Genomic DNA, 19,482 nt, shown 5'->3' with positions numbered 1-19,482 from the left:
TAGTACCGTTTAAGGATAGATAATGGCTCAAAGTATAGTCCAAATTATTTTCATCAGAGATTCTCTGATTCTGCTTGGTTTTCGTCAAAATACTAAATCTTACGATCAGTTATGGGGCTTTCCTGCTGGTCGAATTGAACTTGGCGAACAGCCTCAAGCAAGTGCACTTCGTGAGTCATTGGAAGAGGTTGCTGTTGAACCAATCAATCTCAGTTTCTTAACTCAATTATCTGATCCTAATGTGGATTGTCAGCATTATGTTTATGTGTGTGATGATTGGAAAGGTGAAATTAAAAATGCAGAGCCTTATCTATGCCGAGAGGTGTGCTGGTTCGACATTGAACATCTGCCTACCGATTGTACTCCCACCACCCAGTCCGTAATCGTTGAATTAAGAAGATATTTAGCCACCGCTTATTTAATCTAAGCAATATACCTACCTAATTTATGAGCGAAAAATATATATTCATGCACTTAAATGGTGCTTTTTATATACTGAAGTGGGTACCTCTATGGTGTAATTGGTTGAATATTAATATATTTTATGAATTGGCATGAAAGTAGCTACTTGTAGTTTAATTAACACTACAGGGAGTACGACAATGTCTTATATTGAACCGAAAGAATTTGTGACCAAGATGGTCGATGCGGGTGAACAAAAAATATTTATGTCCACCAAGGATACGTTAGTCCGTGCTTTTATGGCTGGCGCTATTTTAGCTTTAGCAGCCTTTTTCGCGATAACCGTGATTGTAAAAACGGGACAACCCTTACTTGGTGCAATTTTATTCCCCGTCGGCTTTATAATGCTGTATTTAATGAAGTTTGATCTGTTAACTGGGGTGTTTACACTTGTGCCGTTAGCTGTAATAGATAAGCGGCCTGGTTGTACCAAAACTCAACTTTTACGTAATTGGGGATTGGTATTTTTAGGTAATCTTGGAGGTGCGTTAATCGTGGCTTTTTTTGCTTCTTTCATTTTAACCTACGGTTACAATACCGACGGCGGTGCGTTGGCGGCAAAAGTGGGCAGTATTGGTGAAGCGAGAACACTGGGTTACCAAGAGTTTGGCACCGCTGGTTGGTTTACTATTTTTATTCGCGGTATGCTATGCAACTGGATGGTGTCGATGGGTGTTGTCGGTGCCATGATCTCGACATCCGCAACGGGTAAAATGCTGGCGATGTGGATGCCTATTATGCTGTTCTTCTTTATGGGCTTTGAGCATTCGATTGTAAATATGTTTTTATTCCCGTTTTCGATGATCATGGGCGGCGAGTTCACTTTAATTGATTATCTTGTCTGGAACGAAATTCCAACCGTATTGGGTAACTTAGCTGGAGGCTTTTTATTAGTTGGTTTACCGCTGTATATCACCCATGTTAAGACTTCTGCACAGCGTAAATTATCTGGTCAGTCGACTCGCAGCATGGATGCGTCGCAGTCAAACACTATTGCCAAGTAGTTGGTTTTGGAAGGTCGAAATGCCTTGGAGAGTAAGGGGCAACCCGTTTATATTTAACCGACTATACAAGGTGTTATAAAAACGATGACTAAAAATATTATTTTAGACAATATAAATAATCCGGAGGTGTTGGAAGCGTCATATCAGAGTTCTCCGAGTGAATTTATAGGGGATTTTAAGCAGGCACTTGAGACCCATAATGAGTCAGAAACCCTAAAAGTTTGGCATGCAAGGCTGAATTACGGTAACTCGACTACAAATCCTCGAACAAATCCTCGAACAAATATGCCTATTGGTATATTAATCGTATTATGTTTAATCGCTGGTTTTATTGCTAAATTGCCTACATTCTTTCATATCGACGATAACTGGTATTTCCCAAGATTTATCCCATTAGCTGTTATAGGGACTGTAATTTTTTATTTCCTTAATATGATGAATAGTCAGAAAATAAGAAAAGTAGTTGCAGGGGGATTATTAGCTTGTACCGTATATGCTGTACTTTTACCAAATAATACGAGCTCCGCCTCTATAGCAATGGCACTAATCCACCTACCGCTTCTTTTACTGAGTCTATTGGCTGTTAGCTTTATGTCAGATAAATGGGAGTCTGTTCAGTCTAGATTATCTTTTATTAAGTACATAGGAGAAGTTGGCATATATTCAGTGCTTATTCTCTTAGGTGGTATGGTGTTAACCGGAATTACACTTGGCCTGTTCAGCTTGATCAACTTATCGATTGAGGAATGGTATGTAGAGTATATTGTTGTACTGGGTCTTGTTAGTACCCCTTTGGTAGCAACATATTTATTTGATGCTATTCAAAAGCGACAAAGTAAATTCTCGATCATTTTATCAAATGTATTTTCCCCTTTGTTTCTTGTCACTATTTTAGTCTACTTAATAGCGGCTATTTATCAAGGTGAGAGCCCGTATAGCAACAGAGCCTTTCTGATTATCTTTAATGGACTATTAGTTGTCATTTTGGCGATAACCATATTTTCAATATCAGGAAGAGAGCGAAAAAATACAACACACATTACAGATTTTATTAATATGGCTTTAATCGGCGCAACTCTCATGGTAAATATTGTTGCACTATCGGCCATCATATTCAGGTGGGCAGAGTACGGCGTGACGCTTAATCGTGTCGTGGTAACAGGTGCCAACCTTTTGATATTCATTCATCTTGCACTGCTACTTAAACAATATATAAAACAGGTTTGGTATAATGCTGACCCGCTAGAGCTTGAGGTAACCATTACAAAATACCTACCTGTATATTCAGTATGGTCGGTTATAGTTGTCGTTGTTTTACCTATAGTATTTCAATATAAGTAAATGTTGTTCATAAATATAACGAAATATTCAGCTTTAAAGGAAACGAAGTGAACATAGCTTTTTTTGATTTTGACGGCACGATAACCAACGAAGATGCCTTTACCAAATTCATTTTCTACGCGACCCCAAAATATCGCTTAATTTCGGGCATGGTACTACTATCACCCGTTATATTTTTACACAAAATAGGCTTGTTTCCTGCCGCTAAAATTAGACCTCTATTAGCTAAATTCGCATTTTGGAATCGCAGTGAAAAATCGGTGTTTGAGCTGGGCAAAAAGTTTGCTTTGGAGTATTTACCTTCGGTATTAAGACAAACGGCAATGGAGCAGATTAATTGGCACAAAACCCGAGGTGATAAAATTGTTGTTGTCTCTGCGTCGTTAAACCCATACCTTTATTTCTGGTGTCTACAACACAATATAGAATTGATATGTAGTGAATTGGAATCAAAAGGTGCAGTACTTACCGGTAATTACGTACACGGTGATTGTGGTGGTGATAACAAAGTCTCTTTAATTAATCATCATATTGATTTATCAAAGTTTGATTCAGTGTTTGCATATGGAGATACCAAAGAGGACTTACCTATGTTGGAATTAGCTCAAACAAAGTTTTATCAATGGCGTGAAGTCGCTTAGCTGTAAGAATTAATAATAGGAAACGCAGTGAAAATAATTAGAAGCAAACAATTCAAAGCCGAGCGCGCTTGGGGTGCACAAGATATCGCTAACATGAATGGTATTACAACGCGTTTACATTGGACTGACCAGCCTTACAAATGGCATGTGAACGATGGAGAAGAAGTTTTTGTTGTTCTAGATGGTGTGGTTGAAATGTTGTTTAAAGAAAATGGTATTGAGCAATCATCTATTTTAGAAACTGGCGATATATTCTATGCATCAGTCGGAACTGAACATGTTGCACATCCAAAAGGTGAAGCTCGAATTTTGGTTGTCGAATCGGAAGGCAGTGTATAACAATTATTTTTTAAAACTTAAATGGTGTTAAGTACACTGGATAGCATAAACATTACTAAAAGGGAGTTTGATATAAATGGTTACTTGTTATTTGAGATATGTGATTAACGCTTCAAAGGTTAAAGAGTTCGAAACCTACGCTAAAATGTGGATCCCGCTGGTTGAGAAATTTGGTGGTCAGCACAATGGCTATTTCTTACCATCGGAAGGTGCGAGCAATATTGCATTAGCGTTATTTACGTTTCCAAGTTTGGCAGCTTACGAGGAATATCGAATTAAATCGTTTGATGATCAAGAGTGTATAAAGGCTTTTAAGTTCGCAGAAGAGACAAACTGTATCGTGAGTTATGAACGTAGCTTTTTTAGGCCCGTATTTGCTTAGATAATTGTAGTGAGATCTCTTGGGGATTTATTGATGAGTTTAAGAGTTGTACCAGAGCTTTATTGTGTTGATATTGATGTAAGTAAGCACTTTTATGTCGATATTCTGGGCTTCAGTATTAAGTATCAACGTCCAGAAGAACAGTTTCTATTTCTAACCCTCGATGGCGTTGATTTGATGTTAGAAGGGTTAAATAGCGCAGGAAGAAAATGGCTAACGGGTGATATGAATGTACCATTTGGCCGTGGTGTTAATTTTCAGTGGGATACAAACGATATTGATAATATCTATGATCGTATTCAATCATTATCACCAAGCTCTATTTATATGGCATTGGAAACGAAAACCTACGAGTGTAACGATCAGCTAGTCACTCAAAAACAATTCATTGTGCAAGACCCTAATGGATACCTGTTTCGGTTTTGTGAAGACAGTTAATTCGACGTCAAATACAGGGATGATATCGATGCTACTCACAGAACGACTCCTATTACGAAAGTTTGTAGAACGTGATAAAGATACTGTCGTTACGCTATTAAAAAATGCTGATTTCATGGCGTACTCTCCGACAGGTGCAATGAGCCAATCACAAGCTGAGTCCCGTTTTGAATTACTCTTAAACGCCTTTAAAAATCACGGCATTGGTAAGCTTGCGGTGATCGAACAATCTACCAATGATTTAATTGGATACTGCGGTATTGAGTCATTTGAATATCACAATAATGCAGCTGTCGAATTAGGTTATCGCTTAAAACTCTCTGCTAGAGGTAAAGGTTACGCGTTTGAAGCCAGTCAAGCAGTGCTAGAGCTCGCAAGGCAGCTTGGCTACCAGAGAATCTTAGCGTTAACGGAACCTGAGAATGCGGCATCTCAGCATATACTTTTCAAACTCGGCTTTGAATCTCGTGAGCAAGGAGTGCATCAAGGAATGCCAATTCAGTATTTCGAGAAAGGTTGATGTATTAAAAAAGTATGGTTTTGTTCTTAAATTTTGTTATTGCGTATAAGTCTTGGTAAGTTGATAGTTATTATCTTAGCATTCCATTTTTTATAGGATAAGCTATGAAACGTTTCGCTCTGCTTTTGGCTTTACTGTGTACTCCTGTTGCTTATGGAAGTACCTTCACATCAAATTTGGTTGCTGCGGCTTTAGAAAGGACTGAACATAGTGTTCGATATGATGGTTCTTATTATCGAATCGCTTATCCTAATGGTGACGTACCCTCTAATATTGGTGTTTGTACCGACTTGCTAATTCGTAGCTACCGTAAGTTGGGTGTTGATCTTCAGTCATTGGTGCATGAGGATATGCGAACTAATTTCTCAAAATACCCTTCAAAGAGAATATGGGGATTATCTCGCCCAGATAGCAACATCGATCATCGGCGAGTCCCTAATTTGCAAGTTTTCTTTACGCGTCATGGTGAAGTGCTACCAATTAAACAGGACGGGGAATTATATCAAGCTGGGGATATTGTCACTTGGATGCTACCTGGAAATCTTCCTCACATTGGCATAATTTTGAATCAATGGTCAGATGATTCTGCAAGACCATTAGTTGTTCATAATATTGGTGGTGGCCCAGTACTGGAAGACATGCTGTTTAATTATAAGATTACAGGCCATTATCGCTATGAGCCGAAAAGGATTATGTAGCCAAAAATATGAAAGGAAGGAACACATGCCACCATGGTTTTGGATAATTGTAGTTATATCAGCCTGCTGTTTGTTTTGCTGGTATATATCACCAGAACGACAAAATAAGCCCTCAAAAGTGCAAACTGTAATAGCTAAAACGTGGATTATACTTCGACGATTTATTTGCTTTAGCGGATCTGCGTTCGGTCTGTTTACCCTATACATTTTATGGGGAATGGCTGAATCAATAGAATATAAACTAACGGGTAGTATCATTATCATTTTCTTATCAATATTTTTTGCTTACGTTGGTATTGTTGGCCAAGGTTGGTATCAATACAGTATTAATGACGATTTTAGATTATATAAGAAAATCAAAGACAAATATGGAATACGCTGGTAAATGGGGGGCGAAGAAGAGGTGACAGCTCAAAAAAGTATGGTTTTTCGCTATTTAATTGTGATTTCTACGTTGTGCTGATAGTTTCGTTTAGATTTTTTACTCAAATAAACGGACAAAGGATACTTCGCAATGGATGCAGAAATAAGGTCGAAAATAGCTAAAGGTACGTTGGGTGGGGTGATTTTATCAACCATGCTATATGTACTTTCACAATCATTTTTTTATGCTGAACCCGGGTATATCTATCATGTACGAACGGTAACGGGTAACGAAGCTATCGTGACCGAAATTGGCTATAAGTTTTATCCATTTGGCCGTTATAACTCTTGGAAGCGAGCGATGACAGTACAGGCTGCTTCGGGTGCGATTAAGCATGCCATTACTGCTGAAAAAGACCAAGATGCAGCTTCTGCAAGTTTACCACCAATGAGTATCATGTTTTTAGATCAAGTGGATGCCAAAGCGGAAGCCACTGTGCGATTTTCTATACCCACTGATGAAGAAGGGTTCCTCAAGTTAGCCCATGAGTATCGTTCTCCTGAAAACTTGTTACGAACGGCGTTACTGCCTGCGTTTAAGGAAACATTACAAGCCAATGCTTCATTAATGACTGCCGAAGAATATTATGCTGGTGGACGTACTGAGTTTAATGCTGAATTTGAACATCAAATGAATAATGGTATTTATTTAGTGAAACGTGAAGAAGTGGTTGTTAGGTCTCTGAAGACTGCTTCTGCGTCTGCTAACGCTGCATTAGGTAGTGAGCAGGAAGAATATGGTAAAGATACAAAAACGATATTTGTGGTTCGAAAAGTACTTGATGCTGGTGGTTTACCACAGCGTAAAACCCAACGGTTTACCGATTTTGGTATCACGGTAGTATCCGCATTAATTACTGACATGAATCCAAATCAAAAATTTATCGAGCGTATGCAATTGAAACAAAAAGCATCGGCTGATAGAGCGATTGCGCGCGAACAGCGTGTGCAAGAAGAGGAACAGCGTTTACTGGTTATCGCACGTGGTGAGCGTGAAGTGGCTGAACGACAAGCACAAGCAAAAGTCGATCAAATCCAAAAGACCACAGAAGCTGAAACCGATAAACAATTGGCTATTACCGGAGCTGAAAAGTTAAAAGCTGAAGCCGAGATCCATCGCGAAACAGCACAAATCAATTTCGAAAAAGCCATCATCGAAGCTAAAACGCAGCGCACACTGGCCGACGCAGAGGCGTATCAAAAAGAAGTGATCTTACAGGCGGATAATGCATTAGCGCAAAAGTTAGACGCAGAAATTAGAATCCAACAATTGTGGGCGCAAGCTTATGCGAAACGACAGGTCCCAATGAATGTGTTTGGTAACGGTGGTAGTGCTGGGGGAGCGCCTGTCGGTAATGATTATGAGACCAAAGCCTTTATGCAAATGCTTACGTTGGATGCAGCAAAAAGGTTAAATTATGAGCGTGATGTAGTTAAACAGTAGTGGTGGATATGAACCATTCCTCGCCTTTTTTATTTTTTTGTCTTACACTGATTTTAATTTATACCCCCCAGTAAAACAAAGGAAAAAAACATGGCTGTAGCAACTGCACGACACATTTTAGTAGACGACGAAGCAAAGTGTAATGAACTAAAAGCACAAATCGAAGCCGGTGCTGATTTTGCTGACGTTGCGAAGAAAAATTCAAATTGTCCTTCAGGCGCTAAAGGCGGTGATTTAGGTCAGTTTGGCCCTGGTATGATGGTTCCTGAGTTCGATAAAGTTGTATTTTCAGCGCCTATAAATACAGTTCAAGGTCCAGTGAAAACACAATTTGGTTATCATTTATTAGACGTTACTAGCCGTAGCTAATAACCAATTATGTTTCTCGTATCTTTCGTGATACGAGGAATATCCCTGCTATTCAAACCAAGATTTAATGCCACCCGATATATATTACCCCCTGTACCAAGAAAAGTAGCTTAGATTCAAATAATAAGTACATGCTTGTCATTGTTTGACTGTACTATCCACTACTGAATTATTTTAAAGGTATTCACTTGATTAATAACCACAAATTCACTATTGCAGGTTGTCTCGCGATTTTACTTTGGAGCACTATCGTTGGGCTTATCCGTAATGTTGCCGAGCAGTTAGGTCCGATTGGCGGTGCTGCGATGATTTACACTGTCAGCTCTGTATTTTTGCTGATTGTTTTAGGCGCTCCTAAGCTTAAAAGCTTTCCGCCTCGCTATTTACTCATTGGCGGTGGACTGTTTGTTAGTTATGAAATTTGCTTATCTTTGGCATTAGGGATGGCAAACGATCGTACACAAGCGGTTGAAATGGGCGTGATTAACTACTTGTGGCCTTCGTTAACGGTCTTGCTCGCGGTATTTATCAGTGATAAACCCGTTAACAAGCTGCTTTACCCCGCAATTGCCCTGTCATTTTTCGGTGTTGCATGGACCGTGGGCGGTGATGACGGTATTTCGATTAGTCAATTAAGCAGTAATATAGCGACTAATCCCGCCAGTTATTCAATGGCATTCTTTGGTGCGTTCATTTGGGCATTGTATTGCAACATAACGAAGAAACTCGCCAATGGTATGAATGGTATTACTTGGTTCTTTATTGGTACTGCGATTGCGCTTTGGATTAAATACTTGATAAGCAATGAACCTACCATGGTATTTACGACTGAAGCGACGTTTGACTTGTTACTCGCGGGTATCGTGATGGGCAGTGGTTATGCGCTGTGGAATATCGGTATTATCGGCGGCAACATGGTGTTTTTAGCCACGCTATCTTATTTCACGCCAATTTTGTCGACCTTCTTTTCTGCAATGATATTAGATATCGAGTTGACGACTAAGTTCTGGGAGGGCGTGATCATGGTGACTATAGCCTCGTTAATTTGCTGGTGGTTGACGCGTGAAAAGTCTGTAATGAAGACGCGGTCTGAATCTAATTAATGGTCAGAATCCTGGTGCCAGTCAGTTGCTATCAAAAAGCGGGATTGCAGGATACTGGAGAGTTATACCTTGGAGGTACTGCCGACCCTCAATATATAATGAAAGCTAAAATTATATAGGTTAGATCATAAATCTTGAATTAAAGTGTTTTTTTGTAGTCCAATGCCTGATGTACTGTAATTAATTTAGTTTAAGTGAATATAGGGCGATAAGATGAGAATAATTGGCAACATAATCTGGTTTCTGTTTGGTGGTGCTGTCATGGGACTTGCTTGGGTTTTATTCGGTCTATTAGCGTTTATCAGTATTGTAGGCATTCCTTGGGGGCGATCTTGCTTTGTTATCGCGGGTTTCTCATTTTTCCCATTTGGTAAAGAAGCAATATATAGAGATGAATTAACGCGCGCTGAAGATATAGGTACCGGTAGCTTTGGTTTTGTCGGTAATGCGTTGTGGTTCATCTTTGCGGGTGTTTGGCTGGCAATCGGCCATGTGATGTCTGCAGCAGCATGCTTCGTTACGATTATCGGTATTCCATTTGCCCTACAGCATTTGAAATTAGCGGTTATCTCACTTGCACCAATAGGGCAAACAATTGTGGATAAAGACGTGGCGGCAATGGCGCGTTATAAGAACGCTAAGTTTAAGCTATAAATAATCGTTATTATCATGATAGCCCGTTTAACATCAGCCAATTTGTTATCTTGATGCTGGGTAAACGGGCATAATAATCTTTAATTAGTACGCTGCTTAAGGCGTTTAAACTTGTCACTTTCTTGGTCTTCTTTAATACAAACACTTAATAAATCATCAATAAAATGCAGTAGTGCACGGTGTTCAATTTGTTTCACTTGCGCTTGTTGCGTGTCTGTTAGCATGTGATACATAGTCGCTGCACCAAAATCACCAAAGATGATATTAGCATCCACATCAAACAGCGTATTGTGCGCGTAAAGATCGCCGTGACAAACTTGGTTATCGTGTAAATGAACAAATACGTCTTCCATCTGCGTTACTATCTTGTCAATTTGAGTAATAGACAAGCTAAAGTCTGTTGGGAAGGTATCTCGTGTACAGCTGTTAAAGCATGGCGGTAGACCTAAGTTTGCATAGTGCGCAGGAATCAAGTTCATGATCAGGGCTAAGTAACCGTCTTCTTTTACCTGTGCAAGCGATTGCACTAGGCTAGGATGGTTACCGACTTTCAAGCAAGCTTGTAACTCATCTTCAGGATAACCATCACTGGTTACTTCACCTTTGAATACTTTAACTGCAATCTCATCAGGGAATTGCGTTTGTTGTTCATTCCAAATGGCTTTTGAGATCACGCCTGATGCGCCTTGTCCCAGTACGTTTTGTAACTTATAGCTTGATGATGCTAATTGCGGCACGTTATCAATCGATACATCAGATTGGCAAAATGGGTTGCCTGAGAATGCAAACCAAGCCAGTTTAGGCAGGCCAAACAACTGTTCTGGACATGCTGTTAGGCGGTTAGCTGAAATACGTACCAGTTCAAGGTTATGACACTGAGACATAGTCTGAGGTAACTCAGTCAAACAGTTACCCGCAAGCGCTAATTTTTGTAAGCGCGGACGTTCGCCTAATGAATCTGGCAATACTTCAATTCGGTTATCCGTTAAGATCAACCAACGTAATTTTGTTGGTAGAGAGGCTTCTGGTACTTGGTTAATTTGGTTTGATTTAAAGCCAACCATTTCTAAATTAGGACACTGGCCAAGTACTTCGGGTAGCGTTACAAATTGATTGTTTGATGCAAACAAAATTTTCAATTTCGTTAACTGGGCAATCTCTGCTGGTAAGCTTGTTAACTGGTTATTTGATAAATCGAGGATCTCTAAGCTGTCAGCCAATGACAAGATCTCAAGTGGGAAAGCAGTTAGGTTTTCTGATAATGATAAACGCTTAATACCTGTTAATTCACCAGATTTTAGCTGAGATAGAGTATGCAAAATAATTTAGCCCGTGTTAGAAAGATACAAAACCGGGCCAGTTTACTCGAAAATGACTGAAAAAGGGGGATTTCAGCGATATTTAGGCAAAGATAGTATGGGGAAACCAGACTATGACTGTAGACGTTCTTTAGCTAAAGAGTCTTCAGCTTCGTTGTCATCACGTTTGGCAATTTTATGCCCATCTTCAGTGCAACCTGTTTTCCAATAACTACTGATATAGATATTATCTTTATCGACGGATTTTTCATTTCTAAAGTAAACACGTAGCGCACGCATATCTGAAAACTCACAAGCGCACCAAACCGACACCTCGCCTTGCTGCCACGTTAACGCTTTCACTTGAGTCAGTAAGTTTGTCTTAGCTTCATTAGCAACAACCCAAATAACGTCGATACCCTCGGGTTTGACTAAGGTTTGCTTGTCATCTTGATGGTTAATTTCGATAACAGCATAACCACTGGCTGCTCTTGGTAGCTTAGTGAGTTGCGCAGACAAGGCTGGGAGAGCTGTCATGTCTGCGACTAAGAAGTACCAATCGGTATTAATATTGGCGGGTTTAATCATCCCTGGTCCAGCAATCGAGATCGTATCACCGGTACTTACAGACTGTGACCACGCTGCGGCAAAGCCACCAATGCTATTGTTACAACCCTTGCTATTATCACTCATGTTTAAGTGTTCATGACGAACAAAATCAACATCTAATTGATTGATCGCTTGGCGTAAATGGCGGATGGTATAAGTGCGCATTTTAGGACGTTCATCTGTTGCTAGTTGTGAAATGTCAGTGTTACCTTGTTCGGTAAAAAGTAGCTTAATGTAGCCACCTGCTGCATCGGAGGGGAAGTCAGACAAGTCGTCAGCCTGAAAGCTAATGCGCTGCATGTTAGGCGTTAATTGCTGGGTGTCTATTACGGTTAATACTCTGCTGCTTGGTTTCTTACTCATCTTTAATCCTTAATAATTCGGTTATTGCCCGTAGTACATACAAATACGCTTACCGTTGATTTCGTGAATATCAAAATCAGTGTCGTAAATCGCTGACAATGTTTCTTGGTTAATGATCTCTGCGACTGACCCGTTCGCGACAACCTTGCCTTGCTTAAGTGCCACGATATTGTCTGAATAACAAGATGCGAAGTTGATATCATGGATCACAATAACAACAGCTTTACCTAATTCATGAGCCAAGGTTTTGATGTTTTTCATGATCTGTAATGAATGTTTAATGTCGAGATTATTCAGAGGTTCATCTAAAAATACATAATCGGTATCTTGAGCCACGACCATGGCAATAAAGGCGAGTTGACGTTGACCACCGCTGAGCTGGTCAAGGTACTTGTTTTCGATTAGTGTTAAATCTAAATAGCCAATCGCTTTGTCAATCACGTCATTGTCGTTGCTTGTTAGCTTCCCCTGACTATAAGGATAGCGCCCAAAAGCCACTAATTCTCGCACTGTAAAGCGCATATTGAGATTGTTAGACTGGCGTAATACCGCGAGCTTTTTCGCCAGTGCTTTGGTATCCCAATCTAATATGTCTTGGTTGTCGATAACGACACTACCACTGTCTTTATTTAATAAGCGACTTGCCATCGACAATACGGTACTTTTCCCCGCGCCGTTCGGGCCAATGATTGCCGTGACTTCACCTTTAATGAAAGAGGCGGAAGCTTGATCGACGACTTTGTGCTGGCCAAAGGCTTTGGATAAATTAGTTAATGAAATCATAATTTATGTGTCCTCATTATTTTAATAAATAGCGACGCTATTGAATTTTTTGTCGAATAAGCAGTGATAAAAAGTACAAACCACCAACGAAATTGATCACCACACTGAGCGTGGTTGAAAAGCTAAAGATGTTTTCGACAATCCATTGTCCCGATAACAATATCGACATCGCCATTAAACTGCTGGCAATAAGCAGAGTGTGATGACGATAAGTATGGAAGAACTCTTTAGTTAAATTTGCCACGAGTAAGCCAAAGAACATCACGGGACCGACTAAGGCTGTGGATAACGAGATCATGATTGCCACCAGTATTAACACTTGCTTGGTGATACGACGAGTATCAACGCCTAAGCTAATCGCATTGTCATTGTCTAGCCAAAATACATCTAACACTGGGGCTAATTTGAATAGCAAAGCACTGACCACAAACAATGGCACAATACATAAATAAACCAGTTCTTGGTTCACATTGTTAAAACTTGCAAACATGCTTGATTGAATAGTTAAGAAATCATTGGGATCAACCAACATCATGAAAAATGATGAAACATTGTTAAACAGCTGGCCGAAGATAACCCCGAGCAGTAATAACGTGATGACGTTACCCTGGCCATTATTACTGCGGAAATAAAAGCCAAACAGTAATAACGAAAACCCCACCATGATTGCGACTGATAAGGCAAAGTTAACAAAGGGGTTTAATAGCAATACACTAAAACCACCAAAGATAACCACAACCAGAACTTGGGTGAGTAAATATAAGGCATCAAAACCCATAATACTCGGGGTCAAAATACGATTATGGGTAATGGTTTGAAACACCAATGATGATTGCGCAATGGCAATACTGGCGATGATCATGGCGAATACTTTCGGCACGCGGCGTGATAAAAAGTATTCATAATTAGAGGCATCTAAACCAATACCGATGAATAAAAAGGTAAAGACAACGGTGATAACAGCCAGTCCGGCTAGCTTCATTGAATCAGACATTTTGCTTCCCCTTTACAATAAAGAAGATAAATACTGCGCCACCAAGCATGCTGATGATCATCGAAATTGGGATCTCGTAAGGGAAGATGATCACGCGACCAATCACATCACAAAGTAAGATTAAAATAGCGCCGATAATAGCCGTTAGTGGAATATTTTTACGTAAATTATCACCGTAGAATTGCGCCACTAAATTCGGTACGATCAGACCTAAGAAAGGCAATTGACCGACAATCATGACCACAGAAGCTGACATCACAGACACAAGCAGAATACCGATGAAGAGTACTTGTTTGTAATTCAGCCCAATATTGGTGGCGAAATCTTTGCCCATGCCCACCGCGGATAAACGGGTTGCATACCAATAGCTAATAATAGAAATAGGCAGGGCGATATAAAGCAGTTCATAGTTACCCTGCAGGATGCTAGCAAAGTTAGCCACCGTCCAGGCTGACAGATTTTGCACTGCATCATATTTATAGGCGATAAAGGTAGCAGCAGAAGACACCACATTACCAAAAATGATACCGATTAATGGCACATAGACGGCATTTTTAAATTGAATGCGATGGATGAACTGAATAAACAGCAATGTACCGGCGATCGCCATGCCAAAAATAAGCAGTAAGCTGTCACCATGGCCGAGAAAGACTAAACTTAATACATAGCCGAGCATGGCACATTCAATGGTGCCAGATGTCGACGGTGACGCAAATCGGTTTTGACTGATCTGCTGCATGATAAGCCCAGCAATACTCAGCCCAGCCCCCGAGAGTAAGATAGCGAGTAAGCGGGGGAGGCGACTGATTAACAGCAGCTCAATGGCATCAGTATCACCCGCTAAAATGGCAGATAAAGACAAATCTGCCACGCCAATAAATACCGATGCTATGCTGAGTAATACCAGCACAAATAATAACTTTTTCAAGGTGATCCTCAATTACAGTGCGCGTGATTGCTGCATATCTTGGATCATTTTATCGGTTGCTGTGACACCCGAAAGGGCTATGTACCAGGCGTTAATATCAAGGTAATTTAGGTTGTCGTCTTTATAGGCGTCGGTTGATTTAACCAGTGGATTGGCAAATTCTTCACGGGTACGACTTTTATCTTTATTAATCAGTTTGTCTTTGTCGATAATGAATAGATTAGCTGGATTGACGTTGCTAATAAATTCATATGAGATCAGATCGCCATGACGAGATTCTTTAATGTTCGGTACTGCTTCTTGGAAACCAAAATCACGGTAGATGGCAGAGAAACGAGACTGTGCACCAAACGTGGTGATATTACCGCCTGCACTCATTACCGTTAATGCTTTAACCTGGTTGGTTTTGTTGTAGTTGGCAATTTCGGTGATCTGAGAATCAACACTGGTAATCTTTGTTTCTACTTTAGGTTGGATTTCAAAGATGTCAGCGAGCATACGCCATTGTTTCTGGGTGCTTTGCCAATAACCGTTCGATTCAGGTGCGAACATCACTGTTGGGGCAATTTTGGATAATTCTTTATAAGATTCGGCAGCGCGAGAACCAATAATAATCACGTCTGGTTTTTGCATGTAAATGGTTTCGAAATCAGGTTCGTTTAAGCTACCTGACGAGGCGAACTCTTTCGCTTTATATTTCAATAAATAATCTGGCATTGTTGTCGCTTTACTTACCGCAACTGGCTTAATACCAAAATAATCTAGAGCGTCTAATGTACCCGTGCCAATCACGACCACACGCTCAGGTTTCGTTTCTAATGTTGTTTTACCGAGTTGATGAGAGACTGTGATCGTTTCAGATAAAGCATTAGCTGAGAATAATAAACCAAATAAAGTAGCTACAACTGTTCGTTTCATATTAATGTAAATCCAAATGATAATTGTTCGTATTCGCTATATTATACTAAAACAAACACTGATGACCAGTAAATTAAAGGTAAATAATGTAAAGCAATGATTGAATGTAAAGCATTGTAAGTAAACGTAATTTAGTGAATGTAGGCGCTGTGTTTTTCTGCGCTATTTACGTCGAATGTGAAGAAAGTAAAGGTCGTATTCAGCAATGTAGTAATTGTGTTATGTTGAATTTTTTGTTTTGTAAGCCAACTTTATAGCACTATTTTATGAGGTATTTATGGATATGCCCGTTAACAGTCATACAGACTATCATGCACATTTTTATTTTGATGAATCATCACGAGTACACGCACAAGCATTACGAACAAGCATCAATGAAGAATTGGGTTTATATGTCGGTAATTTCAATACCAAACCAGTAGGACCGCATCCACAGTGGAGTTTTCAAGCCTCTTTCACTGCAGACGATTTTGATGTATTTGTACCTTGGTGTATTGAACATAGGCAAGGGGTATCAGTATTGTTACATGCAGTAACAGGCGATGACTTGCTCGACCACACCGAATATGTGCAATGGTTAGGCGCTCCCATTACACTCGATTTATCTCGTTTTTAAAAATTATTTAAGGTGTGAGGGTTACTTACCTAACGCATTAATGGAGATGACTGCGTTAGGTTCATATTTAGTCTAACCTTTCGGATAAATATCACTATCGTAAAAAACTGAAATATACGTGCATAATTGATATCACGTATAATCCGCTACAATCTCACAGGTTTTAAGGAAATCAGTTAATCTTTCTTGAGCTACCTGTATAGAAGGTTCCACCATATCGGTAGTAATATGAAGGTCACCAAAAAATATTTTGTCGTCTTTTACGATCATCCAAAAAGCAAATGTTTCATTCACAGTCGAATTATCAAAAGTGGCATCTATTATATACCCACTACCAGAAAGTGTTGAAATAGATACTGGAAAAGACTCTCTAAGATGCGTAGTGTAAAACATTTTATCTTCAAGCCGATTTATATAATTACGGAGTGCTATTGTTATAATGGCTTTAGAGTCAGTTAAATTATTCATCCCCTTTAGGAGATACAAATTTTCTTTTTTGTGTAATTCATACGCAGCCAAATGCCAATAATTATTATCATCATCCATAAATGATGCGCTTGTTTTCTTGATATCCGGAGCATTAGCCACCGTAATTTCTACGTTCGGTACGTGGAATTGATCTACTTTACACTCTAATTTACTATTCGCGAGTGCGCTTTCACAAAAGATTAATAAGATCAGTGCAATATATTTAAGGTTTTCCATCCAATTTATCCTGAAGTTTGATTATTTTAAAATTTAAATAAAAAGCTTGAACGTTAGCAAATATAAACACAGCATAGAAAAGATATATTTTGTGTTCTGGAGTAGCAGAATTAAATAGCCATATCCCACCAATTACATTTATTAGGTAAATTACGATTGCAAAGAGTCTATTCATGATTAATATAAAGAAGAGGTGTTCAATGTTGTTCGGTTTGTTAACTCAGTATTGACCTTACTAAGTTCAGAGCTATTAAATATCACTGCTCCCCAAATGATTAGAGTAACCCAACCTCCCTTGGATAATTTTTTATTTTTCCAAACTTCTTGTAGTACACTTTTAGTACCTGCTGCTGATGCTGTTACACCTAACCCACTTGCATATGTATTAATTATTTCGTGAATTTTTTTATCAGCTAATAATTCTTCATTCGTCATTGACCACATCCCCCATTGAGGGTTGGTTTTTGTATCTAAAACCTTATCAACAAGCTTTCCAGTTAGCGGGCGACTATCAAGGCCTCGTATTAATTTCCACGCTTCCATTTGCTGAATTCGGTTTAAATGTCGGTACATAATAGTTGCAGTCATAGCTTCAACTTCTTGCTGTCCACCACTGGCCACAAATGAGTAAGGGATATTAATTATTTTAGCTAAATACCTAAGTTGCTCTTTTGGGGACTTCGGCAGGTTGTAAGGAAGTACAGTATGTTCCATTTCTAAATGTCCTTTTTGTCGTTTGAAGATATACAGCTTGTAAGTGTCTTACAGTCTCCAATTATAACAACAACGCAACGGTGTTACGTACTATAAAAGTACTAAATACATGGTCGTAACAGTGGGTTAGTCCTGCTCTGGAAAGTGTATCTTTAAGCCATTTTGAATCGCGCTCCAGTTTACTCGACGCTTTCAAGCTTAAGCGCATAGGTTATTTATCACAGTGTAAACATAGCCGACAGCACAGATAGCAAAAGTAAGACTGCAAGTATTTTGTTGATGATATCGTTTTGCTTTGTGCTGCTTAATATTTTTCTTGTTAATTGTCCGAGTAATGTCCAGCAAACAAGCGTATTGCAAGCAACGAAGAAGAATATTATTGCTAAGGTTAGATTGTGATTGAAGCTATGAGAGTCAGCAGTATTGAATAAGCTGCTGACGGTCATGGCCATAAACCATGTTTTAGGGTTAATGAATTGCAAGCCTGCACCTTGAATCCAACTCGGCCTTGTAAAGGCATCGCTTTTATCTGCTGTTGCTATAGAGGGTGTCCAATACAGTTTCCAAGATAACCAGATTAACCATGTACAACCTATCCATGCCATTGTTTGTTGTAGTAGAGGGTAGGTAATAAATATATTGGCAATACCTTGTGCTGTTAATAAGAGAATTAACGACGCAGCACTTGCAGCACTAATGATAAAAGCGAAAGCAGAATTAATACCGTATCGATGACCAAGGGTTAACGCGATAAGGTTTGTTGGACCTGGAGTGATAGAGATAACAACAGCAAATAACAAAAAGTTTAAATATAAAGTAGTCATAACAAAATACCATTAAATTGACGATGTAATGAGTATCTCGGTATTGTCAGCGATAGTCTGGATGATTTGTGCAGAGCTGCTGATAATTTGCAGGTGTTAATTTATAGACCCGGCGAAACCAACGACCTAGATGGCTTTGATCGGCAAAGCATAGCTCGCTAGCAACATCGATAGGTTGATAGCCCTGAGAGAGTAATTGGCGCGCTTTTACCAAGCGAAGCTGAATCAAATAAGTATGAGGGGATAGGCCAAAGGCAGCTTTAAATGCTCGGTTTATTCTAAACCGATCTGCATCAACCGCACGAGACAAGGCTTCTAAGCCTATATCGGTATAAATATTGGCATGTAAGAAATCTTGTGTTTTAAGCGCAATAGCATCAACTTCAACTGATTTAGACTGTTTTTTTCTCCAGTCTAAATTGATGGTTAGCTTTTCTAACATCTGATCTAAGCACGCATCTTTCACTATCTTCGGGTCTTGATGGTGTAACGATAAAAATGCAGATGAAATACTGGCTGACAGTGCTTTGTTATTCGATAGCGTGGTATCAAAGTTAAGCTCAAAACTACTGGGTATATTATCGAATAGGGTTAAAAATTTGTCCTTTATCCAGTCTTGTGGGATGTAGAGCATTCGATAAGTAAAGCCACCATATTCAGGTGCTTTGCCATCGTGTATTTCCCCTGGTTCAAGTAGAAAGCTACCACCAGATAAAGATGTGTGGGTATTACGTCTGCAGTTAAACTGTTGAACACCTTGTTCAGTGATACCGACTAAATAACTGTCATGCCAATGCGGATCGTATGCATGACCGTTAAAATGAGCTCTGATTGTTTCAATTCCAGTCTCATCATCTTTACTTAATTCAAGCCAATCCTTAGTCGCTAGCTCTGCCATTTTAATACTTCCTT

At 39.4% G+C, this 19,482-nt stretch carries 25 protein-coding genes; 15 read left to right on the top strand and 10 right to left on the bottom strand.

Annotation, left to right across the window (positions count from 1 at the left end):
• Positions 1 to 22: 22 nt before the first annotated feature.
• From AKG98_RS09385 to AKG98_RS09320, 14 genes are all read left to right on the top strand, one after another.
• A complete protein-coding gene (locus tag AKG98_RS09385) occupies positions 23 to 427 on the top strand; it encodes an NUDIX domain-containing protein (protein ID WP_067044725.1) in 405 nt (134 codons plus the stop codon).
• Positions 428 to 602: 175 nt separating this feature from the next.
• On the top strand, positions 603 to 1,466 hold the full coding sequence (locus tag AKG98_RS09380) for a formate/nitrite transporter family protein (protein ID WP_067044722.1): 864 nt from the start codon (positions 603 to 605) through the stop codon (positions 1,464 to 1,466).
• Between the two features lie 84 nt (positions 1,467 to 1,550).
• On the top strand, positions 1,551 to 2,807 hold the full coding sequence (locus AKG98_RS09375; protein ID WP_067044719.1) for a hypothetical protein: 1,257 nt from the start codon (positions 1,551 to 1,553) through the stop codon (positions 2,805 to 2,807).
• A 47-nt stretch (positions 2,808 to 2,854) separates the two neighbouring features.
• Positions 2,855 to 3,448 carry an HAD-IB family phosphatase gene (locus tag AKG98_RS09370; RefSeq protein WP_067044716.1) on the top strand — a complete coding sequence of 198 codons (594 nt, stop codon included), beginning with the start codon at positions 2,855 to 2,857 and terminating at the stop codon, positions 3,446 to 3,448.
• 27 nt (positions 3,449 to 3,475) lie between these two features.
• On the top strand, positions 3,476 to 3,787 hold the full coding sequence (locus AKG98_RS09365) for a cupin (RefSeq protein WP_067044713.1): 312 nt from the start codon (positions 3,476 to 3,478) through the stop codon (positions 3,785 to 3,787).
• 76 nt (positions 3,788 to 3,863) lie between these two features.
• Positions 3,864 to 4,169: an NIPSNAP family protein gene (locus tag AKG98_RS09360; RefSeq protein ID WP_067044711.1), complete on the top strand. Its 306-nt coding sequence runs from the start codon at positions 3,864 to 3,866 to the stop codon at positions 4,167 to 4,169.
• A gap of 33 nt (positions 4,170 to 4,202) precedes the next feature.
• A complete protein-coding gene (locus AKG98_RS09355; protein ID WP_067044708.1) occupies positions 4,203 to 4,607 on the top strand; it encodes a VOC family protein in 405 nt (134 codons plus the stop codon).
• Between the two features lie 28 nt (positions 4,608 to 4,635).
• Entirely contained in the window at positions 4,636 to 5,127 is a 492-nt protein-coding gene (locus AKG98_RS09350; protein ID WP_067044705.1) for a GNAT family N-acetyltransferase, read from the top strand.
• 104 nt (positions 5,128 to 5,231) lie between these two features.
• The gene (locus tag AKG98_RS09345; RefSeq protein ID WP_067044702.1) at positions 5,232 to 5,825 is read left to right on the top strand and encodes a DUF1287 domain-containing protein; all 594 of its coding nucleotides are present in this window, start codon (positions 5,232 to 5,234) and stop codon (positions 5,823 to 5,825) included.
• Between the two features lie 217 nt (positions 5,826 to 6,042).
• Positions 6,043 to 6,210, top strand: a complete 168-nt coding sequence (locus AKG98_RS22225; RefSeq protein ID WP_157534098.1) for a hypothetical protein — start codon at positions 6,043 to 6,045, stop codon at positions 6,208 to 6,210.
• A gap of 129 nt (positions 6,211 to 6,339) precedes the next feature.
• A complete protein-coding gene (locus AKG98_RS09335; protein WP_067044696.1) occupies positions 6,340 to 7,692 on the top strand; it encodes an SPFH domain-containing protein in 1,353 nt (450 codons plus the stop codon).
• A 90-nt stretch (positions 7,693 to 7,782) separates the two neighbouring features.
• Entirely contained in the window at positions 7,783 to 8,061 is a 279-nt protein-coding gene (locus AKG98_RS09330; protein ID WP_067044693.1) for a peptidylprolyl isomerase, read from the top strand.
• Positions 8,062 to 8,249: 188 nt separating this feature from the next.
• A complete protein-coding gene (yddG, locus tag AKG98_RS09325; RefSeq protein ID WP_067044691.1) occupies positions 8,250 to 9,164 on the top strand; it encodes an aromatic amino acid DMT transporter YddG in 915 nt (304 codons plus the stop codon).
• A gap of 213 nt (positions 9,165 to 9,377) precedes the next feature.
• Positions 9,378 to 9,818, top strand: a complete 441-nt coding sequence (locus AKG98_RS09320) for a YccF domain-containing protein (protein WP_067044687.1) — start codon at positions 9,378 to 9,380, stop codon at positions 9,816 to 9,818.
• A gap of 80 nt (positions 9,819 to 9,898) precedes the next feature.
• Here AKG98_RS09320 and AKG98_RS09315 read toward each other — a convergent pair whose 3' ends face one another.
• The 6 genes from AKG98_RS09315 to AKG98_RS09290 form a co-directional block, all read right to left on the bottom strand.
• A complete protein-coding gene (locus AKG98_RS09315) occupies positions 9,899 to 11,137 on the bottom strand; it encodes a leucine-rich repeat-containing protein kinase family protein (protein ID WP_067044685.1) in 1,239 nt (412 codons plus the stop codon).
• A 111-nt stretch (positions 11,138 to 11,248) separates the two neighbouring features.
• Entirely contained in the window at positions 11,249 to 12,088 is an 840-nt protein-coding gene (locus tag AKG98_RS09310; protein ID WP_067044682.1) for a siderophore-interacting protein, read from the bottom strand.
• A gap of 21 nt (positions 12,089 to 12,109) precedes the next feature.
• Positions 12,110 to 12,871 carry an ABC transporter ATP-binding protein gene (locus AKG98_RS09305; RefSeq protein ID WP_067044680.1) on the bottom strand — a complete coding sequence of 254 codons (762 nt, stop codon included), beginning with the start codon at positions 12,869 to 12,871 and terminating at the stop codon, positions 12,110 to 12,112.
• 37 nt (positions 12,872 to 12,908) lie between these two features.
• Positions 12,909 to 13,865 carry an iron chelate uptake ABC transporter family permease subunit gene (locus AKG98_RS09300; protein WP_067044677.1) on the bottom strand — a complete coding sequence of 319 codons (957 nt, stop codon included), beginning with the start codon at positions 13,863 to 13,865 and terminating at the stop codon, positions 12,909 to 12,911.
• On the bottom strand, positions 13,858 to 14,793 hold the full coding sequence (gene vctD, locus AKG98_RS09295; protein ID WP_067044673.1) for an iron chelate uptake ABC transporter permease subunit VctD: 936 nt from the start codon (positions 14,791 to 14,793) through the stop codon (positions 13,858 to 13,860). The genes AKG98_RS09300 and vctD overlap by 8 nt, the downstream gene beginning before the upstream one ends.
• 12 nt (positions 14,794 to 14,805) lie before the next feature.
• Positions 14,806 to 15,711 (bottom strand): siderophore ABC transporter substrate-binding protein, encoded by a 906-nt coding sequence (locus AKG98_RS09290; protein WP_067044670.1) that lies wholly within the window; start codon positions 15,709 to 15,711, stop codon positions 14,806 to 14,808.
• A gap of 277 nt (positions 15,712 to 15,988) precedes the next feature.
• On the opposite strand from AKG98_RS09290, the gene AKG98_RS09285 reads away from it, so the two are divergent.
• Positions 15,989 to 16,327 carry a DOPA 4,5-dioxygenase family protein gene (locus AKG98_RS09285; RefSeq protein ID WP_067044666.1) on the top strand — a complete coding sequence of 113 codons (339 nt, stop codon included), beginning with the start codon at positions 15,989 to 15,991 and terminating at the stop codon, positions 16,325 to 16,327.
• A 132-nt stretch (positions 16,328 to 16,459) separates the two neighbouring features.
• Here the strand turns inward: AKG98_RS09285 and AKG98_RS09280 are convergent, their stop codons facing one another.
• The 4 genes from AKG98_RS09280 to AKG98_RS09260 all read right to left on the bottom strand — a co-directional run bounded on the left by AKG98_RS09280 (position 16,460) and on the right by AKG98_RS09260 (position 19,468).
• The gene (locus AKG98_RS09280; protein ID WP_067044663.1) at positions 16,460 to 17,032 is read right to left on the bottom strand and encodes a hypothetical protein; all 573 of its coding nucleotides are present in this window, start codon (positions 17,030 to 17,032) and stop codon (positions 16,460 to 16,462) included.
• 177 nt (positions 17,033 to 17,209) lie between these two features.
• Complete coding sequence (locus AKG98_RS09270; RefSeq protein WP_067044657.1) at positions 17,210 to 17,746, bottom strand: hypothetical protein; 537 nt, start codon at positions 17,744 to 17,746, stop codon at positions 17,210 to 17,212.
• A 218-nt stretch (positions 17,747 to 17,964) separates the two neighbouring features.
• Positions 17,965 to 18,570, bottom strand: coding sequence for a LysE family translocator (locus AKG98_RS09265; RefSeq protein ID WP_067044654.1), 606 nt, complete (start codon positions 18,568 to 18,570; stop codon positions 17,965 to 17,967).
• Between the two features lie 46 nt (positions 18,571 to 18,616).
• Positions 18,617 to 19,468 carry an AraC family transcriptional regulator gene (locus AKG98_RS09260; RefSeq protein WP_067044651.1) on the bottom strand — a complete coding sequence of 284 codons (852 nt, stop codon included), beginning with the start codon at positions 19,466 to 19,468 and terminating at the stop codon, positions 18,617 to 18,619.
• Positions 19,469 to 19,482 lie beyond the last annotated feature (14 nt).

This window comes from Moritella sp. JT01, from assembly GCF_001574435.1.
In the GTDB taxonomy this organism is placed as follows: Bacteria; Pseudomonadota; Gammaproteobacteria; order Enterobacterales; family Moritellaceae; genus Moritella.
Note: the sequence above shows the minus strand (reverse complement) of the source record. Positions and strands in the feature narration are given on the sequence as shown.